At 71.0% G+C, this 1,849-nt stretch carries 2 protein-coding genes and 1 pseudogene; all 3 read left to right on the top strand.

All coding sequences use genetic code 11. From position 1 onward, the window contains the following. A pseudogene (locus ABB33_RS18705) lies at window positions 1-156 on the top strand (LysR family transcriptional regulator); the annotation flags it as partial. A 119-nt stretch (window positions 157-275) separates the two neighbouring features. After that, complete coding sequence (locus tag ABB33_RS17680; protein WP_056932959.1) at window positions 276-1,181, top strand: LysR substrate-binding domain-containing protein; 906 nt, start codon at window positions 276-278, stop codon at window positions 1,179-1,181. A 198-nt stretch (window positions 1,182-1,379) separates the two neighbouring features. Beyond that, window positions 1,380-1,805 (top strand): nucleoside diphosphate kinase regulator, encoded by a 426-nt coding sequence (rnk, locus tag ABB33_RS17675; RefSeq protein ID WP_054667508.1) that lies wholly within the window; start codon window positions 1,380-1,382, stop codon window positions 1,803-1,805. Window positions 1,806-1,849: the final 44 nt, after the last annotated feature.

The raw sequence follows: 1,849 nt of genomic DNA, 5'->3' as shown, positions 1-1,849 counted from the left end.
TACTTCGGCCGCGCCGCGGCGGCGTGCTTCGTCAGCCAGCCCACGCTGTCCACCCAGATCAAGAAGCTGGAGGAAGAGCTGGGCGTGCCGCTGGTCGAACGCGCGCCGCGCAAGGTCATGCTGACTGATCCGCAGCCCGGCGCCGCAGCCGTCCGCGGCGGTGGCCGAGACCGCCTGAGCCCCGATGCCGCCGGCCCGCCCGGCGGCATCGCCACAGGCGCGGCGGCCGGCTGCGCCACCTCCGTGCCCCTGTCCGCCGTTGCGAGGCCAACCCGATGAACCTGCGTGACCTCAAGTACCTGGTGGCGCTGGCCGAGCACAAGCACTTCGGCCGCGCCGCGGCGGCGTGCTTCGTCAGCCAGCCCACGCTGTCCACCCAGATCAAGAAGCTGGAGGAAGAGCTGGGCGTGCCGCTGGTCGAACGCGCGCCGCGCAAGGTCATGCTGACCCCGGCCGGGCGCGAGGCCGCGGCGCGTGCGCGCGGCATCGTCGCCGAAGTCGAGCAGCTCAAGGAGGCCGCGCGCCGCAGCCGCGACCCCGAGGCCGGCACCGTGCGCCTGGGCATTTTTCCCACGCTGGGGCCGTACCTGCTGCCGCACGTGGTGCCGGCGATCCGCACGCGCTTCCCGCAGCTGGAACTGCTGCTGGTGGAGGAAAAGAGCGACGTGTTGCTGACCCAGCTGCGCAATGGCCAGCTCGATGCGGCGCTGCTGGCACTGCCGCTGCATGACGAACAGCTGCATACCGAGTTCCTGTTCGAGGAACCGTTCGTGCTGGCCGCGCCCGAAGGCCACCCGCTGGCCGCGCACGCCACGCTGCGCATGGCCGACCTGGCTGACCAGCGCCTGCTGCTGCTGCAGGACGGCCACTGCCTGCGCGACCAAGCGCTGGACGTCTGCCACCTGGCCGGAGCGCTGGAAAAATCCGAATTCCAGGCCACCAGCCTGGAAACGCTGCGGCAGATGGTGGCGGCCAACGTCGGCGTCACCCTGCTGCCGATGCTGGCGGTGAAGCCGCCGGTGGCGCGCTCGCAGGACATCCGCCTGCTGGGCTTTGCCGGCGACGACGCGCCCAGCCGGCGCATCGCCATGGTCTGGCGCCGCAGCTCGGCGATGGGCGATTTCCTGCAGCAGCTGGCCGGCCTGTTCCAGCGCCTGCCACCGGATCTGCTGGCGCTCTGAGCCGGGCCGCCGGTGCGGCCTGCGGCAGCGCCCGCGCGCGCCTGAACCGGCGCCGCGGACACATTGCAACGCCGCCGCCCCGCCCCCATGATCGGGGTGGGTCGCTTCCGTTTCACAATCCCCGCACAATAGGCCCCGGGCGGTGCCGGATTGGCGCCGCCTTTTGCATGTCTCTCAACAATTGCAGGAGTTTTTTCCATGCCGACCAACAGCGGCCTGCCGCCATCGATCGTCGTCTCCAGCCGTGACATGGCCCGCCTCGAGGCCATGCTCGATTCCCCGGCCCTGAGCCGGCACCCGGCCGCCGTCGCCCTGTCCCAGGAGCTCGAACGCGCGCAGGTGCTGCCGCCGGAGGAAATCCCCGCAGGCATCGTCACCATGCATTCGCGCGTGGACTGCGTGGACGAACTGCACGACGAACAACATTCCCTGACCCTGGTCTATCCGCACGAGGCGGATTTCGACAAGGGCCGTGTCTCGGTGCTCGCGCCGGTGGGCAGCGCCCTGCTGGGCCTGTCCGTGGGCCAGACCATCGACTGGACCGCCCCCGGTGGCCGCCAGCTGCGCCTGCGCGTGACCGCCGTCCACTACCAGCCCGAAGCCGCGGGCGATTTCCACCGCTGAGCGCCGTGCGCCGGCCCCGCAACAGGAACCTGCAATGACCCGAT

Source organism: Stenotrophomonas acidaminiphila, from assembly GCF_001431595.1.
Lineage (GTDB): Bacteria > Pseudomonadota > Gammaproteobacteria > Xanthomonadales > Xanthomonadaceae > Stenotrophomonas > Stenotrophomonas acidaminiphila.
This window is presented reverse-complemented; position numbering and strand designations above follow the sequence as displayed.